The 21,889-nt window shown below is 66.1% G+C and carries 17 protein-coding genes; 7 read left to right on the top strand and 10 right to left on the bottom strand.

Going from position 1 to position 21,889, the window contains the following annotated elements; translation table 11 throughout:
- Positions 1-2 precede the first annotated feature (2 nt).
- The 7 genes from purF to aceE form a co-directional block, all read right to left on the bottom strand.
- A complete protein-coding gene (purF, locus tag WBG56_RS07305) occupies positions 3-1,508 on the bottom strand; it encodes an amidophosphoribosyltransferase (RefSeq protein WP_424266753.1) in 1,506 nt (501 codons plus the stop codon).
- A gap of 14 nt (positions 1,509-1,522) precedes the next feature.
- Positions 1,523-2,011, bottom strand: a complete 489-nt coding sequence (locus tag WBG56_RS07310; RefSeq protein ID WP_424266755.1) for a CvpA family protein — start codon at positions 2,009-2,011, stop codon at positions 1,523-1,525.
- Positions 2,008-2,862 carry an SPOR domain-containing protein gene (locus WBG56_RS07315; protein ID WP_424266757.1) on the bottom strand — a complete coding sequence of 285 codons (855 nt, stop codon included), beginning with the start codon at positions 2,860-2,862 and terminating at the stop codon, positions 2,008-2,010. The genes WBG56_RS07310 and WBG56_RS07315 overlap by 4 nt, the downstream gene beginning before the upstream one ends.
- Before the next feature lie 45 nt (positions 2,863-2,907).
- Positions 2,908-4,314, bottom strand: a complete 1,407-nt coding sequence (gene folC / locus WBG56_RS07320) for a bifunctional tetrahydrofolate synthase/dihydrofolate synthase (protein WP_424266759.1) — start codon at positions 4,312-4,314, stop codon at positions 2,908-2,910.
- 233 nt (positions 4,315-4,547) lie between these two features.
- Entirely contained in the window at positions 4,548-6,338 is a 1,791-nt protein-coding gene (lpdA, locus tag WBG56_RS07325) for a dihydrolipoyl dehydrogenase (protein WP_424266761.1), read from the bottom strand.
- 10 nt (positions 6,339-6,348) lie between these two features.
- Entirely contained in the window at positions 6,349-7,728 is a 1,380-nt protein-coding gene (aceF, locus tag WBG56_RS07330) for a dihydrolipoyllysine-residue acetyltransferase (RefSeq protein WP_424266763.1), read from the bottom strand.
- A gap of 14 nt (positions 7,729-7,742) precedes the next feature.
- Positions 7,743-10,451: a pyruvate dehydrogenase (acetyl-transferring), homodimeric type gene (aceE, locus tag WBG56_RS07335; RefSeq protein ID WP_424266765.1), complete on the bottom strand. Its 2,709-nt coding sequence runs from the start codon at positions 10,449-10,451 to the stop codon at positions 7,743-7,745.
- A gap of 242 nt (positions 10,452-10,693) precedes the next feature.
- Here aceE and WBG56_RS07340 point away from each other — a divergent pair, with 242 nt between their 5' ends.
- From WBG56_RS07340 to WBG56_RS07360, 5 genes are all read left to right on the top strand, one after another.
- Complete coding sequence (locus WBG56_RS07340) at positions 10,694-12,442, top strand: PAS domain-containing sensor histidine kinase (RefSeq protein ID WP_424266844.1); 1,749 nt, start codon at positions 10,694-10,696, stop codon at positions 12,440-12,442.
- Complete coding sequence (locus WBG56_RS07345; RefSeq protein WP_424266767.1) at positions 12,439-13,068, top strand: response regulator transcription factor; 630 nt, start codon at positions 12,439-12,441, stop codon at positions 13,066-13,068. Before WBG56_RS07340 ends, WBG56_RS07345 begins: the two co-directional genes overlap by 4 nt.
- Positions 13,065-13,919 carry a bifunctional methylenetetrahydrofolate dehydrogenase/methenyltetrahydrofolate cyclohydrolase FolD gene (folD, locus tag WBG56_RS07350; protein WP_424266769.1) on the top strand — a complete coding sequence of 285 codons (855 nt, stop codon included), beginning with the start codon at positions 13,065-13,067 and terminating at the stop codon, positions 13,917-13,919. The genes WBG56_RS07345 and folD overlap by 4 nt, the downstream gene beginning before the upstream one ends.
- A 31-nt stretch (positions 13,920-13,950) precedes the next feature.
- Positions 13,951-16,038 carry a M3 family metallopeptidase gene (locus WBG56_RS07355; RefSeq protein WP_424266771.1) on the top strand — a complete coding sequence of 696 codons (2,088 nt, stop codon included), beginning with the start codon at positions 13,951-13,953 and terminating at the stop codon, positions 16,036-16,038.
- A gap of 119 nt (positions 16,039-16,157) precedes the next feature.
- On the top strand, positions 16,158-16,718 hold the full coding sequence (locus tag WBG56_RS07360) for an SCO family protein (protein ID WP_424266846.1): 561 nt from the start codon (positions 16,158-16,160) through the stop codon (positions 16,716-16,718).
- Between the two features lie 78 nt (positions 16,719-16,796).
- Here WBG56_RS07360 and WBG56_RS07365 read toward each other — a convergent pair whose 3' ends face one another.
- Together WBG56_RS07365 and WBG56_RS07370 are read right to left on the bottom strand one after the other, a co-directional pair.
- On the bottom strand, positions 16,797-18,188 hold the full coding sequence (locus tag WBG56_RS07365; protein WP_424266772.1) for a dihydrolipoyl dehydrogenase: 1,392 nt from the start codon (positions 18,186-18,188) through the stop codon (positions 16,797-16,799).
- A gap of 10 nt (positions 18,189-18,198) precedes the next feature.
- On the bottom strand, positions 18,199-18,399 hold the full coding sequence (locus WBG56_RS07370) for a heavy-metal-associated domain-containing protein (RefSeq protein WP_424266774.1): 201 nt from the start codon (positions 18,397-18,399) through the stop codon (positions 18,199-18,201).
- Between the two features lie 123 nt (positions 18,400-18,522).
- On the opposite strand from WBG56_RS07370, the gene WBG56_RS07375 reads away from it, so the two are divergent.
- Positions 18,523-20,802, top strand: a complete 2,280-nt coding sequence (locus tag WBG56_RS07375; RefSeq protein ID WP_424266776.1) for a heavy metal translocating P-type ATPase — start codon at positions 18,523-18,525, stop codon at positions 20,800-20,802.
- Complete coding sequence (cueR, locus tag WBG56_RS07380; RefSeq protein WP_424266778.1) at positions 20,799-21,239, top strand: Cu(I)-responsive transcriptional regulator; 441 nt, start codon at positions 20,799-20,801, stop codon at positions 21,237-21,239. The genes WBG56_RS07375 and cueR overlap by 4 nt, the downstream gene beginning before the upstream one ends.
- A 23-nt stretch (positions 21,240-21,262) precedes the next feature.
- Here cueR and WBG56_RS07385 read toward each other — a convergent pair whose 3' ends face one another.
- Entirely contained in the window at positions 21,263-21,844 is a 582-nt protein-coding gene (locus WBG56_RS07385) for a nitroreductase family protein (RefSeq protein WP_424266780.1), read from the bottom strand.
- Positions 21,845-21,889 lie beyond the last annotated feature (45 nt).

Genomic DNA, 21,889 nt, shown 5'->3' on the forward strand with positions numbered 1-21,889 from the left:
ATTCAGCTATCGTCCGAAAGGGCGGGCGTCATCGCACCGGATCGGATCGGCAGGCCTCGCGTCTGGCTCAGGCGCTCCAGATAGGCGGCATCGATGTCGCCCGTCACATAGCGGCCGCTGAAGCACGATGACTCGAAGGCCCGCAGGGCCGGGTTCAGGTCGCGCAGCGACTGCTCCAGATCCTCCAGGTCCTGGTAGACCAGGCTGTCGGCGCCGATTTCATGGGCGATCTGATCCGTGTCGCGGCCCGTGGCGATCAATTCAGCCTGGGTCGGCATGTCGATGCCATAGACGTTCGGGTACCGCACGGCCGGGGCGGCCGACGCAAAATAGACTTTGTTAGCCCCGGCCGCCCGGGCCATGTCCACGATTTCCCGGCTGGTCGTGCCGCGCACGATGGAGTCGTCCACCAGCAGCACGTTCTTGCCCCGGAACTCCAGATCGATCGCGCTGAGTTTCTGGCGCACGGACTTCTTGCGCACCGCCTGGCCGGGCATGATGAACGTTCGCCCGATATAGCGGTTTTTGATGAAGCCCTCGCGGTAGTTCAGCCCCAGCTGCGAGGCCAGCTGCATGGCTGAAGGCCGGGATGAATCCGGAATCGGCATCACCACGTCCACATCGCCCAGCCGCAAGGTCTTGGCGACCTTGTCGGCCAGGTATTCCCCCATGTGCAAGCGGGCGTCATAGATGGAGATCCCATCCATGACCGAGTCCGGGCGGGCGAAATAGACGTATTCGAACACACAGGGAGTCTGCGCGGCATCGGGATCTCCGCACAGTTCGTGGCTGACGTCGCCGTCCTCGGTGATCACCAGCGCTTCCCCGGGAGCGACATCGCGCACCAGGGTGAAGCCGCTGCCCGTCAGGGCCACCGATTCAGAGGCGAGCATCCACTCGGGGCCCGCATCCGTATCGTGGCGCCCCAGGCACAGCGGGCGGATGCCGTGCGGATCGCGGAAAGCCACCAGGCCGAAGCTGCTGATGCGGGCAATGACGGCGTAGGCGCCCTTGGCCCGGCGGTGCACCGCCCTCACCGCCTGGAAGACCGCATTGGCATCCAGGGTGACGCCGTTGGACGCCTGCTGCAGCTCATGGGCGAAAACGTTCAACAGGACTTCGGAATCCGAATTGGTGTTGATGTGGCGCCGGTCATGCTTGAACAGGGCCTCGCGCAGTTCGCGCCAGTTGGTCAGGTTGCCATTGTGCACGAAGGTGATGCCGAACGGCGCATTGACGTAAAACGGCTGGGCCTCGTCCACGCTGGCGCTGGACCCGGCCGTGGGATAGCGCACCTGCCCCACCCCGCTGTTGCCGGGCAAGGCTCGCATGTTGCGGGTACGGAAGACGTCGCGCACCAGGCCATGGGCCTTGTGCATACTGAAGAACTGGTCGTGCGCCGTGGCGATGCCGGCGGCATCCTGGCCCCGGTGCTGCAGCAGCAGCAGACTGTCGTAAATCAGCTGATTGACCGGGCTGGTGCCCATGACGCCGACGATTCCACACATGGTTGAGTTCCGAACTAATAAGGAAGTAGCTGCGCCACATCGGCGGGCAGCAGAAATTTGACTTGCTGAAAACCCCTGGTCAGCGCCGCCGACGTGCGGGCCTGTTGCCACCAGGGCTCGCGGGGCAGCTCGGTGTAGCCGGCCAGGCCGACCAGCGCCAGCACCAGCACCAGGCCGCGCACCGCGCCGAACACGGCCCCCAGGCCATGATCGGCAGGGGTCAGGCCGGTGCGGTCCACGAGCGCGCCCAGGGCCATATTCAGAAGCCCGACCGCCAGCAACGCCAATATGAACACCGCCCCATAGGCAGCCAGCGTGCGCAGCAGGCCGTTTTCGATCAGGGTATCGAGCCACAGCGATGCCGTCGGCCCCCACCAGATGGCGGCGACGAAAGCCGCCACATAGGCGACCAGCGACAGGACTTCCCGCAGGAAGCCGCGCAGCAGGCCGATCAGGCTGGACACCACCACGATCGTCAGGACGATATAGTCGAAACTGGTCACTTGTCGGAGATCAGGCCATTCTGATAACCCAGCGCCCGCAAGCGGGCCTGGGCCGCCTGCGCGGCCTCGTGCGATCCGAACGGCCCCACGCGCAGGCGGTAAACCGTGCGTCCGCCGGATTGCCCGCGTTCGACGTAGGCATCCGTCACCCCCGACTGGCGCAGGCTGTCGCGGCGGTTCTGGGCATCCTGTTCGGTCGTGTAGGCCGCCACTTGCAGGTAGTAGCGCCCCTGCCCGGACGCCGCTGCCGCGTTGCCGCGCGGAGTGGACGGCGACTTGCCCGACAGCAGGGCCAATGCCACAGAGCCGTCATCGGTGCGTTCGCTGGATTTGGCGCTGGGCTTGGCCGGTTTTTCCGCTTCGACGGGCGCCTTGGACACTGCGGGGGGCGCGGCCGGCTGAGCTGGAGGTTTGGGTGTCGCCGGTGTTTCCGGGGCCGCGGGCGGCACCGTGGCAGGCGGCGCAGCGGCCGCTTGCTGCCCATTTTGGGCGCCATTGGCGAGTGTTCCTCCGGGGGTCTCGACAGCCCCCCCGGACTGCCCGTTGCCTTGGGCCGGAGCGCCTTCGGCGGGTGAAGCCGTGGCAGGCGCGGTGGTTTCCGCAGGCGTCGGGGCGCTGGAAGGCGGCGGCAAGCCCGCAGGCGTGGCGGGCACCACCACGGGAGCATGCGTGTCGTCCGGCACGGGCTCGTCAAACAGCCAGGGCACCACGATGAAGGCGGCCAGCACCAAGGCCAGCGCGCCAATCAGGCGACGGCGCGCCTTGCTGCGCAGTTCTTTCAGCTGAACCTCGCTGGTGCCACCGGAACGCGTCGTGCGTTTCCCCGTGTCAGTCCCATGACGAAAAAGCATCGTGCAGCTTACCCGTTAGCAAGGGCGGGCGACGTTCCCGCCCGGTCAAGAGAGGACGTCCCTGCCTTCCTGGCGCAGGACCTGAAGTACCGGGCCGACCGTCGCAAATGACCCGAACACGAGAATTCTATCATTGTCGCCTGCCAGCTTCCGGGCTTCGGCAAAGGCTTGTTCCGGACTGTCAAATGTGGAAACCTGTACATCCTGCGCCGGCACGGCCTGCCGGGGAGTCGCCCGCACACCGGGCTTCTGATCGCCGCGCTTGATCTCCGCCGCCTGGGCGACAAAGGGATCCACAGGGGCCGTATCGCCGGTGATGCGATGCACGATATCCGCCAGTTCCTGGCCGGTGGTCCCGCGCGGCCCGCCCAGCGTCGCGCACAACCAGCGATCCACCCGTCGCGACAGGCGCGACAACGTGGTTCCGATATCCTTGTCGTGCAGCATGCCGACAACGGCATAGGTATGCGGATAGTGCCCCATGCTGTCCAGATTCTGCCCCAGGGTGGCGGCCGCATGAGGGTTGTGGCCGACGTCCAGGATCGTGGCCGGCAGCCCCGGCAGGATCTGCATGCGTCCGGGCAGGCTGACGTGCAGCAGGCCCTGGCGCACGTTCTGCTGCGTGACCACCAGCCGATCGCGCAGATTTTCCAGAGCGGCCAGAGCGGCCGATGCGTTCAGCAGCTGGTTGGCGCCGCGCAGGGCAGGATAGCCCAGAGCATTGCGACGCTGGCTGCGTCCCCCATAGGCCCATTGCTGGCGATCGCCGGAATAGTTGAAATCGATGCCGAAGCGCCACAGGTTCGCGCCAATTTCAGCGGCGTAGTCGATGACGGTCTGGGGCGGCACGGGATCGGCGCAGATCGCCGGTTTGCCGGGACGGAAGATGTGCGCCTTTTCCCAACCGATGGCCTCGCGGGTATTGCCCAGATAGGCCATGTGGTCCAGGTCCACGCTGGTCAGGATGGCGCAGTCCGTGTCGATCAGATTGACGGCATCCAGGCGCCCGCCCAATCCGACTTCCAGCACGACTACCTCCAGATTCGAAGCCTGGAACAGCAGCAAGGCAGCCAGCGTCGTCATCTCGAAATAGGTCAGCGTGGTATCGCCGCGGGCGGCCTCGATGCGTTCCATCTGCGCAACGATCTCGGCATCCGAGGCTTCCTGGCCATTGATGCGTATGCGTTCGTTGAAGCGCAGCAGGTGCGGCGAGGTGTATTGCCCGACCCGATAACCCGCATCCAGCAAGATGGCCTCCAGCATGGCGCAGGTGGAACCCTTGCCATTGGTGCCCGCCACGGTGATCTTGACGCAATCCAGCGACAATTCCAGGCGCTGGGCCACGGTCCGGATGCGATCCAGACCCAGATCAATGGCTTTGGGATGCAGGGTTTCCAGATAGGCCAGCCAGTCGGCCAGCGCAGCGCCATGGGCGGGAGCAATCGATGACATGAGAATGACAATCACAAAGAAAACGGCAGGTGCCGATATTAGCACCTACCGCTGAGAAGAACGCCGGACACCCCCACTGCCTGTACTGCCAGCCACCAAGGGATCCGGCTGCCGGGATGGGCCCGGACACAGGACAGCCCCTGCGGCCTGACCCGCGCCTGACGAATCCGAGCGGCATGCTGGCCGCGAGGTGGACAGCAAGCGGCCGCAGGCCGCGCAGCGTGGGGGCCCTTTTACTTCTTCCGCGCCGGCGGCACATCCGTGCAGTGACCGTCGGCGACCTCAGCGGCCATGCCGATGGACTCGCCCAGGGTCGGGTGCGGGTGGATGGTCTTGCCGATATCCACGGAATCCGCGCCCATTTCGATGGCCAGGGCCACTTCGCTGATCAGATCGCCCGCGTGGGTGCCGACGATGCCGCCACCCAGGATGCGGCCGGTCTCGGCGTCGAACAGCAGCTTGGTGAACCCTTCGTCGCGGCCATTGGCAATGGCCCGGCCGGACGCCTGCCAGGGGAACAGGCCTTTCTTCAGGGCGACGCCCTGCTTCTTGGCTTCTTCCTCGGTCAAGCCGACCCAGGCGACTTCCGGGTCCGTGTAGGCGACGGACGGAATCACGCGGGCGTCGAAATAGGCCTTTTCACCCGCAATGACTTCAGCGGCGACGTGCGCTTCGTGCACGGCCTTGTGGGCCAGCATCGGTTGGCCCACGATGTCGCCGATGGCGTAGATGTGCGGCACATTGGTGCGCATCTGCTTGTCGACTTCGATGAAGCCCCGGTCGCTGACCGACACCCCGGCGTTTTCCGCGCCGATCTTCTTGCCATTGGGCGCGCGGCCCACGGCTTGCAGGACCAGATCGTAACGCTGGGGTTCCTTCGGCGCGGCCTCGCCTTCGAAGGTGACCCAGATGCCATCGTCCTTGGCCTCGGCGGCTACCGTCTTGGTCTTGAGCATGGAGTGATCGAAACGCCGGGCGTTCATCTTGTCCCAGACCTTGACCAGGTCGCGGTCGGCGCCCGTCATCAGCGTCGGCAGCATTTCCACGACATCCAGGCGGGCGCCCAGCGCGGAATAGACCGTACCCATTTCCAGGCCGATGATGCCCCCGCCGATGATCAGCATCCGCTGGGGGATGGACTTGAGCGCCAGCGCCCCGGTGGAATCGACGATGCGCGGATCGTCCGGCAGGAACGGCAGCTTCACGGACTGGCTGCCGGCGGCGATGATGGCCGAGGCGAACTTCACCGTGGTCTTGCTGCCGTCGTCCTTGGTCACCGTCAGGTGATGCGGATCGGCGAAGGCGCCGACGCCCTGGATGACAGTGACCTTGCGGGCCTTGGCCATGCCCGCCAGGCCGCCGGTCAGCTTGCCGACCACGCTATCCTTGTAGCCGCGCAAGGCATCCAGGTCGATCTTGGGCTCGCCGAAGCTGATGCCGTGTTCCGACAGGGATTTGGCCTCTTCCAGCACGCCCACGGTATGCAGCAGCGCCTTGGAGGGAATGCAGCCCACATTCAGGCAGACCCCGCCCAGCGTGGCGTAGCGCTCGACCAGAAGGACTTTCAGCCCCAGGTCGGCGGCGCGGAAGGCGGCCGAATAACCGCCGGGTCCGGCGCCCAGGACCAGCACATCGCACTCGGCGTCCGCCGATCCGGTGTACTGGGCGGGCGCGGGGCCCGCCAGGGGAGCGCTCGGAGCTGCAGGGGCAGCCGCGGGTGCGGCCGCAGCAGCGGCAGGCGCGACGGGCGCGGATGCGGCATCCGCCGCAGCCTTGTCGCCGCCGCCCTGGGATTCGACACGCAGGATGGCGGTGCCCTGCGCGACCTTATCGCCGACCTTGATGAGGATTTCCTTGACCACCCCGCCCTGATCGGCCGGGATTTCCATGGAGGCCTTGTCGGACTCCACCGTGATCAGGCTTTGCTCGGGCGCGATGGTATCGCCCACGGCCACCAGGATTTCGATCACGTCGACCTGATCGAAGTCGCCGATGTCCGGAACGTTGATGTCAGTCAGACTCATGCGTGCCCCCTTACAGGATGATGCGGCGGAAGTCCGCCAGCAGGCCGGCCAGATAGGCGTTGAAGCGCGCGGCGGCGGCCCCGTCGATCACGCGGTGATCGTAGGACAGCGACAACGGCAGCATCAGGCGCGGCTGGAAGGCCGCACCGTCCCAGACAGGCTGCATGGCAGAGCGCGACACCCCCAGGATGGCCACTTCCGGCGCATTGATGATGGGCGTGAAGTCGGTGCCGCCGATGCCGCCCAGCGACGAAATCGAGAAGCAGCCGCCTTGCATCTGAGCCGGTGACAATTTGCCGTCGCGGGCCTGGGCCGCCAGTTCGGCGGTCTCGGCGGCCAGTTGCAGCACGCCTTTCTTGTCGGCGTCGCGAATCACCGGCACAACCAGCCCGTTGGGCGTGTCGGCGGCGAAACCCACGTGGTAGTAATGCTTCAGCACCAGGGTGTCGCCATCCAGGGACGCATTGAATTCCGGGAATTTCTTCAAGGCAGCCACGACCGCCTTGATCAGGAAGGCCAGCATGGTGACTTTGACGCCGGCCTTCTTGTTTTCCGCGTTCAACTGCTGGCGCAAGGCTTCCAGGTCGGTGATATCGGCCACGTCGTTGTTGGTGACGTGCGGAATCATGACCCAGTTGCGATGCAGATTGGCGCCGGAGATCTTCTTGATGCGCGACAGCGGCTTGGACTCGATCTCGCCGAATTTGGCGAAATCGACCTTGGGCCAGCCCAGCACGCTGAAGCCTTCGCCGGCCGGCAGCGTCGAGCCCACCGGACTGGCGCCGCCCGTGGCCAGGGCCTGTTTGACGTAGGCCCGCACATCGTCGGCGGTGATGCGGTTCTTCGGCCCCGTGCCACCGACCTGAGCCAGGTTGACCCCCAGTTCGCGGGCGAAATGCCGCACCGACGGCGACGCGTGCGGCAGGTTGCGCAAGGGCACGTCGGCCTCCGCGAACGCGGCTGTCGGCGAGGCGCGGTCCGGCGCGCTGGACGCCATGGCCGGCGCGGATGCCGGCGCAGGTGCAGGTGCAGGTGCAGGCGCCGGCGCGGCCTCGGCCTTGGCGGCCGGAGCCGGTTCGGAGGCCGGCTGGGCCTGCGCCTTGTCCGCCTTGGGGGCGTCGTCGGCAGGCTTGTCGGCTGCGGCGCCGCTTTCGGCGGCCTCCACTTCCAGGATCACGGACCCTTCCGCAACCTTGTCGCCCACCTTGATTTTGATGGTCTTGACCACCCCGCCCTGCGAGGCGGGAATTTCCATGGAGGCCTTGTCGGACTCCACGGTGATCAGGCTTTGCTCGGCCTGAATCGTATCGCCCACGGCGACCAGGACCTCGATGACATCGACATGGTCGAAATCGCCGATGTCGGGGACTTTGATTTCCACGATACTCATGTTCCTCATCCTCCTCAGGCGTGGTGCGGGTTGGCCTTGTCGGACTCAATCCCGTATTTGGCAATGGCTTCGGCGCATTTCTTGATGTCGATCGTGCCCTCGTCGGCCAGGCTGCGCAGCGCGGCCAGGACGATGAAGTGACGGTCGATCTCGAAGTGCTTGCGCAGCTCGGAGCGGAAGTCGGAACGGCCGTAGCCGTCGGTGCCCAGGACCTTGAAGTGGCGTCCATCGGGGATGAAGGGACGGATCATGTCGCCATAGGCCTTGATGTAGTCGGTCGAGACGACGATCGGACCCTGGGTGCCCTTCAACTGCTGGGTCACGTAGGCTTCCTGGGCCGGCTCTGTCGGATGCAGCAGGTTGTGACGCTCGACATCCAGGCCGTTGCGGCGCAATTCGGTGAAGCTGGTGGCGCTCCAGACGTCGGAAGTCACGCCCCAGTCCTTTTCCAGCAGTTCCTGGGCCGCCATGACTTCGCGCAGGATCGTGCCCGAACCCATCAGCTGCACATGGGTCTTGGCCGGTTTGGCGCTGGATTGCAGCTTGTACATGCCGCGCAGGATGCCGTCCTCGTCGCCGGCCTTCAGGCCGGGGTGGGGATAGTTCTCGTTCATCACAGTGATGTAGAAGAACACGTCTTCCTGGTCGTGCATCATGCGCTGCAGGCCGCTGCGGATGATGACCGCGACTTCGTGGGCGAAGGCCGGATCGTAGGCCACGCAATTGGGGATCAGGGACGCCTGGATGTGGCTGTGGCCGTCTTCGTGCTGCAGGCCTTCGCCGTTCAAGGTCGTTCGCCCCGCCGTGCCGCCCAGCACGAAACCGCGCGCCAGCATGTCGCCCGCCGCCCAGGCATGGTCGCCAAAGCGCTGGAACCCGAACATCGAGTAATAGATGAAGAACGGGATCATGATGGTGTTGCTGACGGAATACGACGTCGCCGCCGCAACCCAGGAGCTGAAACCGCCCGCTTCGTTGATGCCTTCCTGCAGCAGCTGGCCGTTTTCCGCCTCGCGGTAGTACATCACCTGGCCCTTGTCGACAGGCACGTACTTCTGGCCTTCGGGAGCGTAGATCCCGATCTGGCGGAACAGGCCTTCCATCCCGAAGGTACGCGACTCATCGACCAGGATGGGCACCACTCGAGGAGCGAGGTCCTTGTCGCGCAGGATCTGGTTGAGCACTCGCACAAAGGCCTGGGTGGTGGAGATTTCCCGGCCTTCCGCCGTGGGTTCGAGCACGGCCTTGAAGGTTTCGAGCGCCGGCACCGGCAGGGACTGATCGGCCTTCGCGCGGCGGTGCGGCAGATAACCGCCCAGCGCCTTGCGGTGTTCGTGCAGGTATTTCATTTCCGGCGAGTCCTCGGCCGGCTTGAAATACGGAATCTGATCGACCTGATCATCGGGGATGGGGATATTGAAACGATCGCGGAATTCGCGCACCGAATCGACGTCCAGTTTCTTTTGCTGGTGGGTCGGGTTCTTCGCCTGACCGACGTGGCCCATGCCATAGCCCTTGATGGTCTTGGCCAGGATCACGGACGGCTGGCCCTTGTGGCCGGCAGCGGCGGCGAAGGCCGCGTAGACCTTGTGCGGATCGTGACCGCCGCGGTTCAGACGCCAGACGTCCTCGTCGCTCATGCGGCTGACCATCTCCAGCACCTTGGGGTGCTTGCCGAAGAATTTCTCGCGCACGAACTTGCCGTCGTTGGCCTTGTAGGCCTGGTATTCGCCGTCCACGGTTTCTTCCATGATGCGGCGCAGCAGGCCTTCCTTGTCTCGGGCGAACAGGGGATCCCAGTAACCGCCCCAGATCAGCTTCAGCACGTTCCAGCCGTTACCGCGGAAGGCGCCTTCCAGTTCCTGGATGATCTTGCCGTTGCCGCGCACCGGGCCGTCCAGACGCTGCAGGTTGCAGTTGACGATGAAGATCAGGTTGTCGAGTTTTTCGCGCGAGGCCAGGCCGATGGCGGCCAGGGTATCGGGTTCGTCGATTTCGCCGTCACCCACGAAGACCCAGACCTTGCGTTCGGCCGTATTGGCCAGGCCGCGGGCATGGAGGTATTTCAGGAAGCGGGCCTGATAGATGGCCATCATGGGCCCCAGGCCCATGGACACCGTGGAAAACTGCCAGAAGCCGGGCATCAGCTTCGGGTGCGGGTAGGAAGACAGGCCCTTGCCCTTGCCGCCGACTTCCTGGCGGAAATAGTTCAGGTTTTCTTCCGTCAGACGGCCTTCGAGGAAGGCGCGCGAATACATGCCCGGAGACGAGTGACCCTGGAAATACACCAGGTCGCCGCCGTGGTCGGGGGATTCTGCGTGCCAGAAATGATTCTGGCCGCATTCGATCATGGTCGCCAGCGACGCGAAAGAGGCAATGTGGCCGCCCAGGCTGCCGCCATCGGCGGGCTCGACCTTGTTGGCCTTGACCACCATGGCCATGGCGTTCCAGCGGATGTAGGAGCGGATGCGCTCTTCCAGCACCATGTTGCCGGGGTGCGGAGGCTCCAGCCCCGGAGGAATCGTATTCACATATGCCGTATTCAGGGAATACGGGATATGCGCGCCGGAACGGCGGGCGAGATCGATCAGGCTTTCGATCAGGAAGTGGGCGCGTTCAGCGCCTTCCCGATCCAGCACGGCTTCGAGCGCGTCGAGCCATTCCTGGGTTTCCTGCCGATCGGGATCCGCCACGGCGGCCTGAGCTTGTTCAAGAGAGGACATGAGGAGTGTCTCCTGTGTGGTTCGAGGGCGCGACCACACATCGCGCCTGCCAGAAATTACGCCGGATGTTGAGGGTGTCCTGCACACGAATGCATCCAGGAGTCCGGCACCTGTGCCCATTCTAGGAAAGACCCCGGTTCCGCACAAGCGAAATTTCACCTCGTGGTATGAATTTTTATTATGTGAAAAATTGAATAGTGATTTCGCGTCTAAAATGGCGCAATCGCAAGACCATCATGGCCATGGCAAACCCGAACCGCAAGTCCCTGATTCCGACGACATTCTATGAGCACGCCCGCCATAGCCGTCGTCTGTACTGGCTGACGCCGGCGATCGTGCTGGTGCTGTACCTGTGCGTCATGGGGGCGTTCATCTGGCTGCAGCGCCTGCAAAGCGACAGCGTGATGTTCGTCACCATCGACCAGGAAACCCGGCAGCAGCGGCTGATGATGGTGGTCTTCGCCCTGTCGCTGGTGATTGTCTTCAGTTTGCTGGCCCTGTGGCGCTACACCCGCTTTCGCACCCAGGCCGAAGCCGCCCTGATCGCGGAGACCGGCTTTCGCCGCGCCATGGAAAACTCCATGTCCACCGGGATGCGGGTCTTCGACATGCAGGGCCGCATCGCCTACGTGAACCCGGCATTCTGCCGGATGATCGGCTGGAACGAGGCCGACCTGATCGGCCGCACCGCCCCCTTTCCCTACTGGCTGCCCGGACGCCACGACCATCATCGCGAAACACTGGCCCAATTGCTGTCGGGCCGCACCCCCAGCAGCGGCCTGGAAATCGAAGCCCAGCGCCGCGACGGTTCCCGCTTCACCGCCCGCATGTACGTGTCGCCGCTGCGCGACCCCAACGGCGAACAGATCGGCTGGATGACGTCCATGACCGACATCACCGAACCCAAACGCATCCGCGAGGCCCTGACCGCCGCGCATGAACGCTTCATGACCGTGCTGGAGGGCCTGGACGACGCCATTTCCGTGGTTGCGGACACCCCTGAAGGCCTGGAACTGCTGTTCGCCAACCGCACCTACCGGCGCCTGTTCGGCGCCCAGACCAGCGGCCACGCGCAGTTGCTGGGCGGACGCCTGGGCCGATTCACCGACGAGACCATGGAACTGTTCTCGCCCACGGCCGAACGCTGGTTCGAGGTTCATCACCGCATGCTGGCCTGGACGGATTCCCGGCGCGTCCGCCTCCAGGTGGCTCGCGACATCACCGAACGACGCAAGCACGAGGAAGAATCCCGCGTGCAACAGGAAAAGGCGCAGCTGACCAGCCGCCTGACCACCATGGGAGAGATGGCCTCGTCCCTGGCGCACGAACTGAATCAGCCCCTGACGGCCATCAGCAACTACAACATGGCCGCCGTGGCCATGGTGAAGTCCGGCAAAGCGCCCACGGAATCGCTGCTGCAGGCGCTGGAAAAGGCATCCCAGCAGGCCGAGCGGGCCGGGAAGATCATCAGCCGCATCCGTGAATTCGTCAAACGCAGCGAGCCGCGCCGCCAGGCGGTGGGGCTCGCCCGCATTGTGGAAAATGCCGTGGGCTTCGCCGACATCGACGCCCGGAAACGGCAGATCGACATCGTCCAGAGCCTGCCCGACCCCATGCCCGAGGTATTGGCCGATCCCATCCTGATCGAACAGGTGCTGCTGAATCTGCTGAAGAACGGCGTCGAAGCCATGGAGCACAGCGAATACCGCAGCCTGCACGTGAACATCACCGATCAGGACCCGCAGATCGAAATCGCCGTGATCGACCGGGGCCATGGCCTGCGCAATCCGGAACGCCTGTTCGAGCCTTTTTACAGCACCAAATCAGAAGGCCTTGGCATGGGCCTGAATATCTGCCGTACCATTATCGAATCACATCACGGGCGCCTCTGGGCCAGCCCGAACCCTGAAGGCGGTACCATATTCCGCTTCACCCTGCCCAAGGCGCCTTCGAGCGCACAAGCAGAATCCACGGAGGAAACGCACGCATGACCGACCCTCAAGTCTCCAGCATCATCTATATCGTCGATGACGACGAGGCTGTCCGTGACTCCTTGCGCTGGCTGCTCGAAGCCAACGGTTACGCCGTACGCAGTTTCGCGGGCGCCGAGGAATTCCTGGACTCCTACAACCCGGACCAGACCGCCGTCCTGATCGCCGACGTGCGCATGCCGGGCATGAGCGGCCTGGAACTGCAGGAAACCCTGATCGCGCGCAAGGCCCCCCTGCCCATCGTCTTCATCACCGGTCACGGCGATGTGCCCATGGCCGTTTCCACCATGAAAAAGGGCGCCGTCGACTTCCTGGAAAAGCCGTTCAACGAAGCGGACCTGCGGCGCATCGTCGCCGGCATGCTGGCCCAGGCCACGGACCGTGTGCGGGAAGCCCAGGCGCAACGCGACCAGCAAGCGGTGCTGGGGCGCCTGACGGCCCGCGAACAGCAGGTGCTGGAGCGCATCGTGGCCGGCCGCCTGAACAAGCAGATCGCCGGCGACCTCAACATCAGCATCAAGACGGTCGAGGCCCACCGCGCCAACATCATGGAGAAGCTGGAAGTCACCACCGTGGCCGATCTGATGAAAATCGCCCTGACCCGGACCGAGGAAGCCGGATCATGAGCGCTCGCATCATCGACGGCAAGGCCTTGTCGGCGCGCGTCCGCGCGGATGTGACGCGACAGGTCCAGGCGCTCGGACAGCGGGGCGTCACGCCGGGACTGGCCGTAGTGCTGGTGGGCGAAAACCCCGCCTCGCAAGTCTACGTGCGCAACAAGGCGGCGGCCTGCGAAGCCGCCGGCATGCTGTCGCGCGTCATCCCGCTGGGCGAGGACACCCCCGAAGGCGAACTGCTGGACGTCATCGAGGCGCTGAACGCGGACCCCGCCATCCACGGCATTCTGGTGCAATTGCCGCTGCCCGGCCACATCGACACGGGCCTGGTCATCGAAACCATCAGCGCGGCGAAGGACGTGGACGGCTTTCACGTCAGCAACGCCGGTCTGCTGATGACCGGCCGGCCTCTGTTCCGGCCGTGCACGCCCTATGGCGTCATGAAGATGCTGGAATCCGAAAACGTGCCGCTGCGCGGCGCCGAGGCCGTCATCGTCGGGGCCAGCAACATCGTCGGCAAGCCCATGGCCATGCTCCTGCTGGCGGCCGGCGCGACCGTGACCCTATGCAATTCCAAGACCCGCGACCTGGCCGCCCAGACGCGACGCGCCGACGTGCTGGTGGTCGCCACCGGCAAACCCGGCATCGTCCAGGGCGACATGGTCAAGCCCGGCGCCGTGGTCATCGACGTGGGCATCAACCGCCTGCCCTCGGGCAAGCTGACCGGCGACGTGGATTTCGAATCCGCCGCTCAGGTGGCCGCCGCGATCACGCCGGTGCCGGGCGGCGTGGGTCCCATGACCATCGCCATGCTGCTGGTCAATACCCTCGAAGCCGCCGAACGCACGCTACAGACTTGAAATCGGGGGCTTGCGCCCCCATGTGCCGCCCATGACATCCGCACTGATTGCCGCAAAAAATCCCCTCCTCGCACCGGCCGAGGCTTTCATCGACTACAGCGCCGTGCGCCCCGCTCACATCGAGCCGGCCATCAGCGCGTTGATCGCCGACACTCGCGCCGCCATCAGCGAGGCGGCCGACTGCCCGGAAGCGCCCGATTGGGAAAACCTGGTCGAGGCCATCGAAGATCCCTCCGAACGCCTGCACCGCGCCTGGTCGATCGCCGGCCACCTGAACGGCGTGGTCAACACGCCGGAACTGCGGGCGGCCTACAACGCCTGCCTGCCGCTGATGAGCGAATTTTCCACCTGGGTGGGCCTGCACCGGGGCTTGTATGAGCGCTATCGGGCGCTGGCGGCCGGCCCGGCCTACGCCGGCCTGTCCCCCACCCGGCGGCGCATCGTCGATCTGGCCCTGCGCGACTTCCGCCTAAGCGGCGTGGAACTCCAGGGGCCGGCCCGCGACACCTACGCCCGCAATGCCGACCTGCAGGCCCAGGTGTCGCAGAAGTTCTCCGAAAACGTCATGGACGCCACCGACGGCTGGTCCCTGCTGATCACGGACGAGACCCGCCTGAAAGGCCTGCCCGACAACGTCATCGCCAGCGCCCGTCAACTGGCGCAAGCGGCAGGCGAAGACGGCTGGAAGCTGACGCTGCACATGCCCTGCTATCTGCCGATCATGCAACATGCCCGGGATCGCGATCTGCGCCTGGCGGTGTACCGCGCCTACGGCACCCGCGCCTCCGACCAGGGCGACCAGGCCTTCGATAATTCCGAATCCATCGAATCGCTGCTGGCGCTGCGAGCCGAAGAAGCCACCCTGCTGGGGCAAGCCGATTTCGCCGCCCTGCGCCTGGAAACCCGCATGGCCGACAGCGCCCCCCAAGTGCTGGGCTTTCTGCGCGAACTGGCCGCCAAAGCCCGCCCCAGCGCCCAGCGCGACCTGGAAGAACTGCGCCGCTTCGCCGCGCAGCACCTGGGACTGAGCACGCTGGAACCCTGGGACATCGCCTATGCCTCCGAGCGGCTGCGTGAACAACGCTATGCCTATTCGGACGAGGAACTGCGCCCGTACTTCACCGAAACCCAGGTGCTCAAAGGCCTGTTCCAGGTGATCCAGACCCTGTTCGGCGTGCGCCTGCAAGCCTGCGACGCCCCGGCCTGGCATCCCGACGCCCGCATCTATCAGGTGCTGGATGCTCAGGGCCAGGAACTGGGCCGCCTGGGCATGGACCTGTACGCCCGCCCCGGCAAGCAGGGCGGCGCCTGGGTGGACAGCGAACGCAGCCGCCGCCGCCATGGCGATGCCCTGCACCGGCCGCTGGCCTGGCTGACCTGCAATTTCTCGGCCCCCCACGACGGCCGCGAAGCCCTGCTGACCCACGACGAAGTCATCACGCTGTTCCACGAAAGCGGCCATGCCATGCACACCCTGCTCTCGCGGGTGGATGAGCCCGCCGCGGCGGCATTTGCCGCCGTGGAATGGGATGCCATCGAACTGCCTTCGCAGTTCATGGAGAATTTCTGCTGGGAATGGGAAGTGCTCAGGTCCCTGACCCGTCACGTCGATACGGGCGAGTCGCTGCCCCGCGCCCTATATGACAAGCTGACCGCCGCCCGCAATTTCCAGAGCGGCCTGCAGACCTTGCGCCAGGTGGAATTCTCGCTCTTCGACATGCTGATCCACACGCAGGACCACGGCCTGTCGATCAGCGCCGTGCTCGATACCCTGGATCAGGTGCGCCAGGAAGTCGCGCTCCTGATCCCACCGGCCTGGCATCGGTTTCCGCATGCCTTCTCGCACCTGTTCGCCGGGGGCTACGGGGCCGGGTATTACAGCTACAAATGGGCCGAGGTCCTGTCCGCCGATGCCTTCGCAGCCTTCGAGGAACATGCCCAGGCCCAAGCGGATGGCACCCGCAATGTGTTCGATCCCGACACCTGCCGCCGCTACCTGGACGAAATCATCGCCGTGGGCGGTGCCCGCCCGGCGGCGGATTCCTTCCGGGCTTTCCGGGGTCGGGACCCATCGCTCGAACCCCTGCTGCGCCACAGCGGGCTGGTCGAGGAGGCGTGAAAATGCCGCCCGTCTCGCAGGCCGCGCGCCGCTCTGATCCGACGGATGCGGACCGGTCCGCAGACGCTGCGCCGCGATCGGGCGCGTCCCGACGCCATGCGGGCCATGGCCGGCGCCTGATGGCCGGGCTGGTCCTGTGGGCATGCGGCCTGGGCGTGGCGCTGGCGGCCGTTCATCCGGTGCGCGGTTTCCTGCCCGACCTGAAGTTCACGCTGCAGGGCGCGGGCAATGTCACCGTCACCCAGCAGGCCTTTGCCGGCAAGATCGTGCTGATGTTCTTCGGCTACGCCAGCTGCCCGGACATCTGTCCGACCACCATGGCGCAGTTGGCGCAGGTGACGGAGTCCCTGGGACCCAAGGCCGACCAGGTCCGCATCCTGTTCGTCAGCGTGGACCCGCACCGGGACACCCCCGACGTGCTGCAAACCTACGTGGACCAGTTCGACCGCCATGCCATCGGCCTGACGGGCGACGAATCCGCCATAGCGGCCCTGGCCCGCCGCTACCGGGTGGCCTACCAGATCGAGCGCCCCGATTCCGCCGCGCCGAACGCCCCCTACGAAGTCTCCCACAGCCGGGGCATCTACGCCTTCGACCAGCAAGGCAAGGCGGTCTGGCTGGCGTCCGACAGCGAATCCCAGGAAGATCTGCTGGCCGCCCTGCGGCCGATGCTGCAATAACGAGCCCCGGCAGCGTCGCCGGGGCCTCGCGGCGCCCGCCCCGGGCAATCAGCCCCCCAGGGAAAGCGCAGGAACCTCTCAGCCCCCCTGCTTGGCCACATCGCGCAAGGCCGTGCGGATGCCTTCCTCGATCGTGGGATGGTAGAACGGCAGCTTCAGCATCTGCGGCACCGTCAGTTCCATCTGCAGAGCCCAGGCCAGCAAATGCGCCACATGCTCGGCATCCGGGCCGACCATTTCCGCGCCGACGAAACGCTGGTCGGCACGCCGCATGTACACATGCAGCAGGCCCTGATTGCGCAACATGACGCGCGAACGGCCCTGACGAGTCCAGTCGACCGCGCCGATCGCCATGGTGTCGGGATCGTACGCGCCGAAACCGCCGCCCACCTGCATGATCTGCGGATTGCTGAAGACCACGGCCATTGGGGCCCGACGCGGCTGCGGCTGCACGTCGGGCCAGGCCGCCGCGTTGCGACCGGCCGCGCGGCCGTCGTCCGAGGATTCGTGCTGGATTTCGTGCCGGCCGGTCACGTCGCCCGCCAGGAACACAGGCTGTCCGCGCACCTGCAGCGTGGCCGGGTCGATGACGGGCATGCCGCGGTCATTCAGAGGCAGGCTGGTGCGTTCCAGATGCAGGGAGTCCAGCACAGGCCTGCGCCCCGCCGTCAGCAGCACGCGGTCGAAATGCTCCCGGGTTTCCGGGCCATCGCCGACCGACCAGCTCACCAGCGCCTGATCGCCCTCGCGCCGCACCGATTTGACCTGGGCGTTGCGCACCAGATTCAGTTCGGGGGCCAACGCATCCACCGCCGCCTGGCGCACCGCCGGGTCCGCCAGACGGGCGAAACTGCCCGAGCGGTTCAACAGCCGCACCCGCACTCCCAGCCGCGCCAGGGCCAGGCCCAATTCAACCCCGATCACTCCCGACCCGATCAGCAGCACACTGCGGGGCAGGTCCCGCCAATCGAACACATCGTCGTTGACGACGGCCAGCTCTCCCAAGGGCTGGTAGATCTCGGGCACCACGGGCTGGGTGCCCGTCGCGATGATGATGCGGGAAGCATGGATCTCATGCCCCTGATCGCTCTGCAACACGCCATCGCGCAGAAATTCCACCCGGGCATCCAGCCGGTGCTCGGGCGGCATGGCCTGGACGTCGTCCACGACAAAACCGACGAAACGATCGCGTTCACGTCTCACGCGGTCCATGACGGCCACGCCATCCACCCGGGGAGCGCCCGCCGCCGTGATGCCGAAACCCGGCGCATGGCGGATCGCGGCAGCGGCCTCGGCGGCGGCGATCAGCAGCTTGGACGGCATGCAGCCCACCCGCGCGCACATGGTGCCGTGCGGGCCCCCTTCGATCAACAAGGGCTTCAGCCCCGCTTTCACCACCTCGCGGTAGGCCGGCAGGCCCGCCGAACCCGCGCCGATGATTGCGACGTCACAATCGATGCGTATGCTCATGACGCCCCCTTCACGCGAGCTGAGCGTCGTAGCCTTCGTCGGCGATGGCCGCCCGCAATGCGGCCGCATCCGCCGGCGACTCGATCACGACCCGATGCGTGTCCAGGTCCGTGGAGACCGCAGCGCCGGGAGCGATCGCCTGCACTGCCTGGGTAATCGTCTGCACACAATGGTTGCAGGTCATGTCGGACACGATGAATTCGGTTTTCATGGAAGACTCCGGGAAAGGGATAAAGGCATGTTAAACCCTGACAGGGTGGTAAGCTCAAGGCCCTTGACATTACCATAAGGTCAAGCTTGATCATACAATCATCCTCATGATCAGGAACCCGATATGAACACGCTCCCTTCTCTTGCCGACCTCGATCTGGACGTCGAAGGCATGACCTGCGCATCCTGCGTGCGCCGCGTGGAAACCGCATTGAAGGCGGTCCCCGGCGTGGCGGACGCCAGCGTCAATCTGGCGCTGCGCCGGGCCCACGTCACCCTGGCGCCCGTCGGCGCCGACCCTCAGGCCCTGATTGCCGCCGTGGCCAAACGCGGCTATACGGCCCAGGTGCTCGACACTTCCCGTCCGGCCTCGGAAGAAGACGTGATCGCGGAGGATGCCCGGGCCGGCCAACGCTTCGCCTGGGCGCTGGTTCTGACCCTGCCCGTCTTCATCCTGGAAATGGGCGGCCACCTGATTCCCGCACTGCACCATCTGATCCAGGATCTGTTTCCCGGGCAGGCCCTGGCCTGGCTGGAATTCGCCCTGACGACCGCCGTGCTGGCCGGCCCCGGACGCAGTTTCTTCACACGCGGCGCCAAGGCGCTGGCGCACGGCGGACCGGACATGAACACGCTGGTGGCGCTGGGCGCCGGCAGCGCCTGGCTGTATTCCACCGGCGTCACCTGGGCGCCCGCCCTCTTCCCTGCGGAATCCAGGCACCTGTATTTCGAGGCCGCCGCCGTGGTCGCCACCCTGATCCTGCTGGGTCGCTGGCTGGAATCGCGGGCCAAGGGCCGGGCGGGCTCCGCCATCCGCCAACTGGTCGGTCTGCAGCCGCGCACGGCCTGGGTGCGCCGGGGCGAGGACTGGGCCGAACTGCCTATCGACAGTCTGGCCAGCGGCGACGATATCCGCGTCCGCCCCGGGGAAAAGATCCCGGTGGACGGCGTGGTGATGGAAGGCGAATCCTGGGTGGACGAATCCATGATCACCGGCGAACCCCTGCCCGCCAGCCGGCGCGTGGGCGATCGCCTGATAGGCGGCACCCTGAACACCCAGGGCAGCCTGGTCCTGCGCGCCACGGAAGTCGGCGCGCAGACCGTGCTCGCCCAGATCATCCGCCTGGTCGAGCAGGCGCAATCCGGCAAGCTGCCTGTGCAGCAACGGATCGACCAGGTGACGGCCTGGTTCGTGCCGGCCGTCATGGCGCTGGCGGCCCTGGCCTTCGCCGCCTGGTGGATCTGGGGGCCGGCGCCCGCCCTCGCCCACGCGCTGGTGGCGGGCGTCGCCGTGCTGATCATCGCCTGTCCCTGCGCCATGGGCCTGGCGACCCCCATCTCGATTCTGGTCGCCACCAGCCGGGCCGCAGGCCTGGGCATCCTGTTCCGGCAGGGCGAGGCGCTGCAGCGCCTGCGCGACGTGCGCATCGTCGCCTTCGACAAGACCGGCACCCTGACGCTGGGCCGCCCCGCCCTGACCGATCTGCTGCCGTTGGACGGCAGCGACCCGGAAGGCTGGCTGGCCACCCTGGCCGCGGTCCAGACCGGGTCCGAGCATCCCATCGCCCACGCCATCCGGACGGCCGCCCGGGACAAGGCGCTGCGCATCCCTGACGCCGAGCAATTCAAGGCCATCACCGGGGCGGGCGTGCAAGCGCAGGTCGAGGGGCGTGATTATCTGATGGGGTCCCTGCGCCTGATGCAGGACGCCGCCGTCACGGTCCCCGACGCCGCGCTGACACAGATGCAATCCCTGGCGCAATCGGGCAAGACCCCCTTCCTGGTGGCCCGCGACGGGCGCCTGGCGGCCATCGTCGCCGTGGCCGACACCCTGCGCCCATCGGCCCGCCCGCTGATCGAGCAACTGCATGCGCAGGGGCTGAAGACCGCCCTGATCACGGGCGACCATGCGGCCGCAGCCCAGGCCGTGGCGCGGGATCTGGGGATCGACATCGTCCACGCCCAGACCCTGCCGGAACACAAGGCCGAACGGCTGCGCGAACTGCAACGATCCATCGGGCCGCTGGCCTTCGTCGGCGACGGCATCAACGACGCCCCGGCCCTGGCCACCGCCGATGCGGGTATCGCCATGGGACACGGAACCGATGTGGCCATCGAATCGGCCGACGTGGTGCTGATGAACGAGGATCTGACGTCCGTGGCCCGCGCCATCACGCTCTCCCACAAGACGCTGCGCAACATCAGCCAGAACCTGTTCTGGGCCTTTGCCTACAATGCGGCCCTGATTCCCGTGGCGGCCGGCGCCCTGTATCCTTGGACAGGTCTGCAGCTTTCGCCCATGCTGGGCGCGGGGGCGATGGCCTTGTCCAGCGTCTTCGTCGTCGCCAATGCGCTGCGGCTGAAAACGCAATCCTTGAACATTCGCCGGGAGAACCGCCGATGAACACTCTGCACACCATCGGCGAAGCCGCCGCCCGCACAGGCCTGACGCCCAAGATGATCCGCTACTACGAAAGCCAGGCGCTGTTCTCGCCCCAGGGGCGCAGCGACGCAGGCTACCGCCTGTACGACGAAGCCGACCTGCACGCCCTGAGATTCATCCGCAGCGCCCGGGAACTGGGGTTCTCGCTGGCCCAGATCGCGGATCTGACCGACCTGTGGCGCGACCGCCACCGCGCCAGCGCGGAAGTCAAACGGCTGGCGATGGCCCATATCGACGAACTGGAAACCAAGGCCGCCGTCCTGCAAAGCATGGCCGCAACCCTGCGGACCCTGGCGCGCCATTGCCATGGCGATGAACGCCCCGAATGCCCGATTCTGGAAGGGCTTGCGGCCCAGGCCCAGCCGCCTGCCGGACCGCCCTCCGGCCGCAGACGATAACGCAGGCCGGCCCGCCCTGAGCGTCAGACCGCTGCCTGATCCATGCGCCATGCCCGCACAAAAGCCCGGTGATCCGGACGCTGCGCGGGGTGCGGCGCGTCGATGGGAGTCCCGATGGCCAGATAACCCATGAAGTGTTCGTCCAGGGGGTCGAATCCCAGGGCCTCGCCCATGCCGTCCAGGTAGGTGCCCATGCCGGTGCTCCAGAAGCCATGCAGCCCCAGCGCATGCGCGGCATTGAGCATGTTCATCACGGCCGCCGCCACGGACAGGCGGCTTTCTTCCACGCGGATGCGGCCGTTGGGATCCGGCCGGCAGGCCAGCAAAATCACCAATGGAACCCGGGCCAGCCACTTGCGTGCATTCGCGACCTTGTGTTCCGGCAGGGGTTTGCCTTCAGCCTGGGCGATGCGCACGGCGACATCCACCAGGGCCGGCACGTCGGCGCCCTGTGCCAGGGCGAACCGCCAGGGATGCACCGCGCCATGATCGGGCGCCCGCATGGCGGCCTGCAGGATCAGGTCCAGCTGCGCGTCGCTTGGGCCGGGAGACTGCACGAATTTGACCGATTGACGGCTCAGAAGGGTTTCCATCACAGACGACATGGACGCTCCAATGAGAGGCCCACCCCAGTTGATGGGCCTTGAGGA

Source organism: Castellaniella sp. (assembly GCF_049671645.1).
GTDB lineage: Bacteria > Pseudomonadota > Gammaproteobacteria > Burkholderiales > Burkholderiaceae_B > Castellaniella.

Coding starts and splice junctions, on each gene's coding strand:
- purF (WP_424266753.1), bottom strand. CDS start 1,508: ATGTGTGGAATCGTCGGCGTCATGGGCACCAGCCCGGTCAATCAGCTG.
- WBG56_RS07315 (WP_424266757.1), bottom strand. CDS start 2,862: ATGCTTTTTCGTCATGGGACTGACACGGGGAAACGCACGACGCGTTCC.
- folC (WP_424266759.1), bottom strand. CDS start 4,314: ATGTCATCGATTGCTCCCGCCCATGGCGCTGCGCTGGCCGACTGGCTG.
- lpdA (WP_424266761.1), bottom strand. CDS start 6,338: ATGAGTCTGACTGACATCAACGTTCCGGACATCGGCGACTTCGATCAG.
- aceF (WP_424266763.1), bottom strand. CDS start 7,728: ATGAGTATCGTGGAAATCAAAGTCCCCGACATCGGCGATTTCGACCAT.
- aceE (WP_424266765.1), bottom strand. CDS start 10,451: ATGTCCTCTCTTGAACAAGCTCAGGCCGCCGTGGCGGATCCCGATCGG.
- WBG56_RS07340 (WP_424266844.1), top strand. CDS start 10,694: ATGGCAAACCCGAACCGCAAGTCCCTGATTCCGACGACATTCTATGAG.
- WBG56_RS07345 (WP_424266767.1), top strand. CDS start 12,439: ATGACCGACCCTCAAGTCTCCAGCATCATCTATATCGTCGATGACGAC.
- folD (WP_424266769.1), top strand. CDS start 13,065: ATGAGCGCTCGCATCATCGACGGCAAGGCCTTGTCGGCGCGCGTCCGC.
- WBG56_RS07355 (WP_424266771.1), top strand. CDS start 13,951: ATGACATCCGCACTGATTGCCGCAAAAAATCCCCTCCTCGCACCGGCC.
- WBG56_RS07360 (WP_424266846.1), top strand. CDS start 16,158: ATGGCCGGGCTGGTCCTGTGGGCATGCGGCCTGGGCGTGGCGCTGGCG.
- WBG56_RS07365 (WP_424266772.1), bottom strand. CDS start 18,188: ATGAGCATACGCATCGATTGTGACGTCGCAATCATCGGCGCGGGTTCG.
- WBG56_RS07370 (WP_424266774.1), bottom strand. CDS start 18,399: ATGAAAACCGAATTCATCGTGTCCGACATGACCTGCAACCATTGTGTG.
- WBG56_RS07375 (WP_424266776.1), top strand. CDS start 18,523: ATGAACACGCTCCCTTCTCTTGCCGACCTCGATCTGGACGTCGAAGGC.
- cueR (WP_424266778.1), top strand. CDS start 20,799: ATGAACACTCTGCACACCATCGGCGAAGCCGCCGCCCGCACAGGCCTG.
- WBG56_RS07385 (WP_424266780.1), bottom strand. CDS start 21,844: ATGTCGTCTGTGATGGAAACCCTTCTGAGCCGTCAATCGGTCAAATTC.